The following is a 7,904-nucleotide window of genomic DNA, read 5'->3' on the forward strand; positions in this document are numbered from 1 at the left end:
GCCGCGGCGCCGCGGTACGTCAACCCGATTATCCGGGCGAGGGCTTGATGCGCGTCGTCACCAGCTGGGGTGCGGAGACGTTCGCCAACGCGGTGGTCGGCTGGTTCGTCAGGAGCCTCCTGGATGCTATCGGTCTCATCATCGGAGATTTCTTCAAGGAGACGACGCGTCCGCATGTGACCGCAACCGAGTTCATCGGTGCTGGTGGCACCTACACGGTTGTCGCCTCGATGAGTGTCCTGCTGCTCGCCGGTTTCACGTTCCTGGGCGTGATACAGGGATTGCTCTCGGGAGAACCGGGGCAGGCGCTGGTTCGGGTTCTTCGTGACATCCCGCTCGCAGTGTTGGCGATCATTGGTTTCCCCTGGCTGGTCGATCAGTTGCTGACGCTCGCCGATGTTCTTTGTAGTTGGATACTGCCCTCGACCGATACCGCGACCCGTATTCTGACGGTGTCCGCCGTCAACAATATTAAAGGCACGGGTAGTGGACCCGCGCAGCTACTGATAGCTGTGGCAGCGTTCACCGCGACGGTACTGATCTATCTGGAGCTGGTTGTTCGTAACGACCTCGTCTATCTGGTTGTCGCGCTTTCTACGCTATCGTTCGCTGGTATCACGATGCCGGCGGCACGGCCAACTGCACGCAAAGCAGTCGAAACGATAATTGCGATCATTCTCGCGAAACCGGCGATGTACATCGCGCTGCGGGTCGGTCTGGATTTCCTGCTCGTGCAGGAGAAAGGCTCTCCGCTTGGTACCTCCGGATGGGGGAAGCTGATTGTTGGATTCACCGTCATCATGCTGACCGCGTGTGCTCCGTTCGTAGTGTGGAAATTGATCCCGGCCGCCGAAGGCTATGTGCTCGCACAGGGCTTGTCCCGGGCGCCGATGCGGGCGGCGATGCAGGCCGTGCAAACCGCGTACTGGGGTCAGGCGCTCCTGGGCGGAGTACGCGGTCGCGGACCCTCCGGCGGCGGCCGCGGTACGGGCGGTGGCGGCGGTACGAGCGGCGATAGGCCACCAACGCCGGGACCGTCGTCGGCTGGCCGTATGGGTCCGCCGCGATCGTTGCCGGGAACAACGGGGTCTTCCGCGCGGCCGCGTCCGCGATCCGCCGCTGCTACAACCGCGGGCACCGCCGGTGGTCCCGGATCACCGACGGACGGCGGGCCTCGGTCACCTGGGCCGCCCGGTCCACCGGCGGCGGGCACCGCGGAACCAGTCGGCACGCCCACGCCGTCTCCGGCTGGCGGCCCTGGGGGTGGTGCGGAGCCCTGGACGCCACCTCGTGCAGGCCCACGCCCCAGTACCCGTACGCCAGGACAAGGTGACCGCTCTCAGCGACCAGGCCGCCGCCGGATCCATCCGGCCGGCGCCGCTGACGATCAAGAAGCGGACGGTGATCGACCATGAGTGGCTCACGTCTGCCGGTGTACCGGCTCGTGGACAGACAGGCCGGTGGGGTGCTGTTCGGTCTGACCGTTCCACAACTTCTCCTGGTCGCGACGGGTCTTGGCGCGGTGGTCGTCTCAGTGTCCACGCATTCGCCACGGGGTCTTGCCACCGGTCTCGGGGTCGCCGGCGGCTGCGCGGCGTTGGCGTTCGTTCCGGCCGGCGGGCGGCGCCTGCACGCGGCGCTTCCGGATGCCGTGGTGTTTGCCGTGCACCGCCTGACCGGGCGGCATCGCTGGCTCGCGCCGCTACCGCTGCCACTCCTCACCGGCAGTCCGGCGCATGCCCGAACAAAGCGGCAATCGGCGGCGGCTCTGCCGCGCTGCCTGGCAGGGATGGACATCGCCGCGGTGCCACGCCCGGCCTGGGCGGACGGAGACCGACGCCTGGACCCTGTCGGCCTTGTCCGGGACGAACGCTCAGGGACCTGGACCGCGATCCTGGCGGTGCGAGGCGGATCGTTCTCCTTGCTCGACCCCGCCGACCAGCACCAACGGCTGGCGGGTTGGGCGCAGCTGCTGTCACAGTTCGCCCGCGAGTCCTCACCGCTGGTCCGGCTCGGCTGGTCGCTGTGGTCCGCTCCGGCACCCCTGTCGGAACACCTGTCATGGCTTGACGAGCGGACCGCGGAGCACTCCCCCATGAGTTCCTTCAACGACGCCCGCATCCGATCATCCGCGCTGGACGCCGCGGAAGCGGCATACCGCCAGCTTCTCGACGAACAGGCCACACACCTGCACCGCCACGACCTACGAGTATGGATAACCCTCGATCGCCGACGGATCGGCCGGCGAATGGGGACCCCACCGGACGCCACGCTCGCCGCCGCACGGGCACTGACCGACCGTGCACGCGCGGCAGGCCTGGTCGTCAGCGCGCCGCTGTCTCCAGTGGAGATCGCCGAAGCGATGCGGGTGCAGGCCGATCCATCGGTCGTGGCGACCCTCGCCCATGTCCGGCGTGGTCTGGCCGAGCATGCCGGGATGTCCAGCGTGCTGGCCACCACGCACGCCGGGCCGCTGTCGATGGAGATCCGCTGGACCGCAGTGCGGGTGGACAGCACGTGGCATCGGGTGTTCTGGATCACGCGGTGGCCCGCTCTCGGTCTGGAACCGGATTGGCTGGACCCGCTCCTGCTCCACGCTCCGTGTGTTCGCGCAGTCACGGTCGTGCTGGAGCCTGTGTCGCTTCGCGCGTCGCGGCGGCGAATCAACGCCGAGTCGGTGACGATCGACGGCCAGGTCGCGATCCGGGAACGGCACGCCTTCCGCGTCCCTGTCCACCTGACCCGGGCACACGCCCAGGTCGACCAGCGGGAAACCGAACTGGCGGCCGGTTTCCCCGAGTACGGCTATCTGGCTCTGATCGACGTGGCCGCGCCCTCACGCGAGGAGTTGGACGAAGCCAGCAACACAATGATCGACCTTGCCGCCCAGTGCGGGGTCACCGAGCTACGTCCGCTGCACGGCCGGCATGATGCCGCCTTCGCCGCGGCCCTTCCCCTGGGACGTGCCCCCGGTCAGGCGCTCCTGGAAGGCCGGGCATGACCCGCCCGTCGGCACCCCGCCGGCGCTCCCGCCTGGCGTCCACGGTCGGTAGGCGGTCCGGTCTGGCGCTTCCGCGTGGCGTGGCGACCACCGCTCATCTGTGCGCGATCTACCCGTTCGTGATCGAGGCCGGTCTCGGCGTCGCCGGGGCGTTCCTCGGTCGGGACAGGCTCACCGGCGGCGGGTTCTTCTTCGACCTGGTCGAGGCGTACGACGCCGGTCTCGTCCAGGGCCCGAACATGGTTGTCTCCGGCGCCGGCGCCTACGGCAAGTCCGCGCTGGTGAAGTCCTACGTCTACCGCACCGCGGTCCTCGCCGGCCCGACACGGTTCGTCGCCGTCATCGACCCGAAGGGCGAGTGGATACCCCTCGCCCGCGCTCTCGGCTGGGCGGCCCTGCAACTGCGTCCCGGCGGCAACCTACGGGTCAATCCCCTCGACCCCGGCCCGGCCGCCACCCGGCTGCCCGAGACCGATGCACTCAGTCATCGGACGGCTGTGGCCACCACTCTGCTCGCGATCTCGCTCAGGCAGGCGGAACTGTCCGCTGGCCAGCAACGCCTGATCGCGGTCGCCGTCCGCCGTATCTCCGAGGCCGGGCGGCACGGCGGCACACCGACGTTGGTCGATCTGCGTGATGTTCTCGCCCGGCCGGACACGGCTATGGCCGACGCGCTCGACACCACGGTGGACGAGCTCGCCGAACGACGCCGCCCGCTCCTGGATGCCTGCGCGATGTTGGTCGACCAGGACCTGCGTGGGATGTGCGACGGTCCGACCAGCGTCGAACTCGACTGGGAACACACCGGCGGGATCGTCCTCGACCTGTCCGCGCTCCTCACCAACCGCCGCGCGCTGAAACTCGTCCTCACCGCCGCGTCCGGCTGGCTTGCCGGAGCCATGTACGGGCAACCCGACCGACACAAACTCAACATCATCGACGAGGGCTGGATCGCTCTCGACGACCTCGCGATCGTTCGCTATCTCCAGGACCAGTGGCGCCTCGGCCGTCAGTTCGGCACCGCGAACATCCTCATCACCCATGCCATCGCCGACCTGGCCTCCCAGGTCGACAGCGACAAGGCCCAGGGCAGGATCGCCGAAGGGCTGCTGAACACCACCAGCGTCCGGGTGTTCCTCCACCAGAACCCCGAGCAGGTTGCCCGGCTGCTCAGCGACATGGGCCTGACCAGCACGGAATCGGCGCTCCTCAAGCAGTTCGCCCCGTTCCAGGCCCTGTGGAAGATCGGTTCGCGGACCGCACTCGTCGACCACGTCATCGCACCGTGGGAATGGACTCTAGCCGACACCGACCAGGCCATGCGCGGTCATCCGGATGCCCAACGCCAGCGCGGGGTGCATCCGGACGGCTACGATGGCACGTAGGGGTAGACGCGCCCCGGCGGTCATCCCCGGGCAGCAGTCGCTCTTCGACACCGACACGTTTGCCGGTCCTCCCAGCGCCACACCTGATGTGCCGCCTGCCGACGTCCCGACCCCCGAGTCGCCGGAACCATCGACCGCGCACGCTCCGACACCCGGCAAGACCAATGCCGATGCTCCTCGTCCGACCGCGGCGGTCGAAATCCCCCGAGAGGATCTCAGCGATGCCCGAGCGCAGGTACGACCCGCCGAGCCAGACCGGCCCGACGAGCCAGACCGAGCCGAACCCGTCCCGGATACGCCGGACAGTCGAGGACTGGATGACCCGGCACGCCCCGGCGACGGCGGCCAGGCTGGCGTCCGATCCGCACGGCCCGCAGGCGTTGGACGACGCGGCGGCGACGATCTGCCGCAAGCTCAACCGAGCCGAGGTTCTGCGGACGGACCCGACGACGGTCGAACCGGACGACGACGAGGAGTTCTACGTCGAGGACGAGATCTTGCTGGCGGTTCCGGCGGAGAAACTGGAGCGCGTTCTGGTCAGGATGCTGGCGTCCGACGAGGACTACTGGTCGATGCAGCTCCGGCTGCTGCCGATGATGTACCCGGCGGACCCGGCGACGCCGGAGCCGTTTCCCCGGCCGGCTCAACCGCGTCGCGACAGGTAGCGAAAGACGCCGCACAACCGGGCGGGCGGGCGTCCCCGGCCCAAGCTGATCATCCGGAGCAGTTCCGCCCGCGATCGCAGGACAACCTTGCACCTCGTGGACTGAAGAGCAAGGCAAAGGCGAACCTCGCCGCCCTGCGGATGCTGCGCTGGCTGGAGGACGAGGGTCGAGCGTCAAGCCCGGCCGAGCAAGTGACGCTGGCGCGATGGTCGGGGTGGGGAGCGCTGCCCGGGGTGTTCGACGAGGCGAATGAGCAGTGGTCCGCCGAACGTGCCGCGCTCCGCGATGCCGACGCCTGGCGTGCCGCCCAAGCGTCCACGCTGAACGCACACTACACCGACGCGGCCCTGGTGCGGGTCTGCTGGGACCTACTCGAAGGACTTGGCTTCACCGGAGGGCGCGTCCTCGAACCCGGGTGCGGCTCGGGTAACTTCATCGGCCTTGCCCCGAACCTCCCGATCGACATTATCGGCGTCGAGGTCGACCCGACCACAGCCCGGATCGCCGCCGCGCTGTACCCCGACGCCGACATCCGGATGCAGGGGTTCGAGGACACGCGGCTGCCTATGAGCAGCTTCGACGCGGTGGTGGGCAACTTCCCGTTCGGGAACTATCCCGTGTTCGACCCGGTCCACAACCCGGCACGGCGTTCCATCCACAACCATTTCGCGATCAAATCACTGGACCTGTTGAAACCCGGCGGCATCCTGATCGCGATCACCTCGTCGTTCACCATGGACGCGCGTAATCCAGCGGCCCGCCGCGACATTCAGCAACGGGCGGACCTGCTCGGGGCGATCCGGCTGCCATCGAAGGCTCATGCCGCGGCGGCCGGAACCGACGTCGTCACCGACATCCTCGTGCTACGCCGCCGGCCGTCCGATGCCGAACCCGCGCTGTTCACCTGGGAAGACACCGTCGAGGTCGACCTCCCCGCGGAAAGCATCACCCCAGGCCATCCGGACACCGTACGGATCAACCGTTACTTCGTCGACAGGCCCGAGGCGGTCCTCGGGCGGCTGGGCGTCGGCGGCCCGTACTCGGCCACCGTGACCGCGGTCGTCGCCACCGACGACTGGAAAGAACGTCTGGCAGAGCAGGCAGGAGTCATCCGGGACTCCGCATTGCTCGCCGGTCAAGGCTGGTCCCCGCGGGCTCCCGAACCAGCGACACGCACGGCACCCGCGGCCGATCTCGACGACGGAGGCCTAACCATCGTCAACGGCAAACTGATGGTCACAGGCGCAGGTGGGACGAGCCAGCCCGTGCGGACCCGCAACCGCGCCGAAGCCGCCGAGCTGCAAGTCCTGGTGGAACTTCGGGACACCGCACGACTCGTGCTGTCGGCGCAGGCATCGGACGATCCCGCCGACACCGTCGCCTGGACAGCCGCCCTGCGCCGGCTGAACGACGCTTACCGCACGCGGTTCGGCGCGCTCGCGGACGCGGTCATCGAAAGCGGCGAACCCGACGGCGACGAAGTCGAGAGGGTCAGCCGGGTGCCGCGGGGTCCCGCCGCGCATCCTCCGCGACTCCGGGTGGCCGTTGCTCGCCGCCTTGGAGACCGTGGACCGGGCCAGCGGCGACGTCAACAAAGCCGCGATCTTCACAGAGCGGGTAGTGGCGCCGTTCCGCACGCCAACGGGCGCGGAGACCGCCGCGGAGGCGCTGTCCATCTGCCTTGCCACCGAAGGACGAGCCGATCTCAGCCGGATCGCGGGGCTGCTCGGCGTCAGCGAGTCGGCCGCGCTCGAGAAGCTGAGCAACCTCGCCTTCCAGAACCCAGAACACGGAGGGCATCTTGAGACGGCGGCAACCTATCTTTCCGGTAATATCCGGCGAAAACTAGCCGTCGCGCGGGAAACCGCCGAGTCCGACCCCCGATGGTTGCGTAACGTCACCGCACTCGAAGGCGTTCTACCGAAAGACCTGGTTCCGGAGGAGATCGGTGTGCAGCTCGGGGCACCCTGGATTCCCGCTGCGGACATCGGGGAGTTCATCGGTGACCTCCTGGGCATCCGCCCCGTGCCGGTCTACCACTCGCCGACGACCGCCACCTGGGCTGTCGACCTGGGCCGGAACCACCGTGCCCGTCTGGTCGCCGCGTACAGCGAGTGGGGAACGCGCCGGGCCAATGCGTTCGACCTGATCGAAAAAGCACTCAACCTACTGCGACTTGCATTCCTCACCCTGCAAGACCTGGAAGCGGGAGACACCGCGTTCGACGCGGCGTTGGACGACGGATTCCGAGCCTCCCTCGACACCGACTCTCCCGATGACCTGGCAGTTCGGGTGAACGGTTGGCTGGACGTCGCCGTGAGCGGCGCGAACGGCGATGACGTCCGGGCAGTCGAGCTCCTCGGCCGAATGATCGACTTCTGCCGAGGGCGACTCGACCTGCTCAGCCAGCTCCACTGGCACCTTGCGGCCTGGCCGTACGACTCGGAAAACCCCGAGGTCCGGGACGGCCGTGAGGTCCGGTGTCAGATCCAAGCCCGGATCGAACAACACCTGCGGATCCGCGGCGCCGACCGCCGACCGCCGACATCAGCACCGCCGTCCGTCGTTGACTGGTCAGGAGCGCAAGAATGAGGAAACGAGCCAGAAGTGGACCGGCGGCACTGATCACGAGCCTACTGGTCGCGTCCGTCGCGGTGGAGATCGCGGTCCGCTGGCAGTGGCGGGCATGGTTCGTCGGCACCGTCGTACTGGCCGCCTTCTACGCCATCACCTGGAGACAGATCCTCCTACGGCGGGACGCCGAGGGCCGAGTGCGACGGGCCGAGGAGCAGGCTCGCAACGCCGCATCGCCGAAACCGACAGGAGCGGGAATCCGGCTAAGTGGTCGCCGCC

The 7,904-nt window shown here is 68.4% G+C and carries 7 protein-coding genes; all 7 read left to right on the forward strand.

Going from position 1 to position 7,904, the window contains the following annotated elements; translation table 11 throughout:
* The first annotated feature begins 47 nt into the window (after positions 1-47).
* Positions 48-1,415: an aminoglycoside adenyltransferase gene (locus tag MJ797_RS15210; RefSeq protein ID WP_239335332.1), complete on the forward strand. Its 1,368-nt coding sequence runs from the start codon at positions 48-50 to the stop codon at positions 1,413-1,415.
* A complete protein-coding gene (locus MJ797_RS15215) occupies positions 1,412-3,001 on the forward strand; it encodes an SCO6880 family protein (protein WP_239335334.1) in 1,590 nt (529 codons plus the stop codon). The genes MJ797_RS15210 and MJ797_RS15215 overlap by 4 nt, the downstream gene beginning before the upstream one ends.
* A complete protein-coding gene (locus MJ797_RS15220) occupies positions 2,998-4,386 on the forward strand; it encodes an ATP-binding protein (RefSeq protein WP_239312443.1) in 1,389 nt (462 codons plus the stop codon). The genes MJ797_RS15215 and MJ797_RS15220 overlap by 4 nt, the downstream gene beginning before the upstream one ends.
* Positions 4,387-4,607: 221 nt before the next feature.
* Positions 4,608-5,051 carry a hypothetical protein gene (locus tag MJ797_RS15225; protein ID WP_239312445.1) on the forward strand — a complete coding sequence of 148 codons (444 nt, stop codon included), beginning with the start codon at positions 4,608-4,610 and terminating at the stop codon, positions 5,049-5,051.
* Between the two features lie 140 nt (positions 5,052-5,191).
* Entirely contained in the window at positions 5,192-6,856 is a 1,665-nt protein-coding gene (locus MJ797_RS15230) for a methyltransferase domain-containing protein (RefSeq protein ID WP_239335336.1), read from the forward strand.
* A gap of 145 nt (positions 6,857-7,001) precedes the next feature.
* On the forward strand, positions 7,002-7,643 hold the full coding sequence (locus MJ797_RS15235) for a hypothetical protein (RefSeq protein ID WP_239335338.1): 642 nt from the start codon (positions 7,002-7,004) through the stop codon (positions 7,641-7,643).
* Positions 7,640-7,904 (forward strand): hypothetical protein (locus tag MJ797_RS15240; RefSeq protein ID WP_239335340.1); only part of this gene is annotated, 265 nt, incomplete at its 3' end. The genes MJ797_RS15235 and MJ797_RS15240, both read left to right, overlap by 4 nt.

Origin of the sequence: Protofrankia sp. CiP3, from assembly GCF_917627345.1 — a bacterium.
Taxonomy (GTDB): Bacteria; Actinomycetota; Actinomycetes; order Frankiales; family Frankiaceae; genus Protofrankia.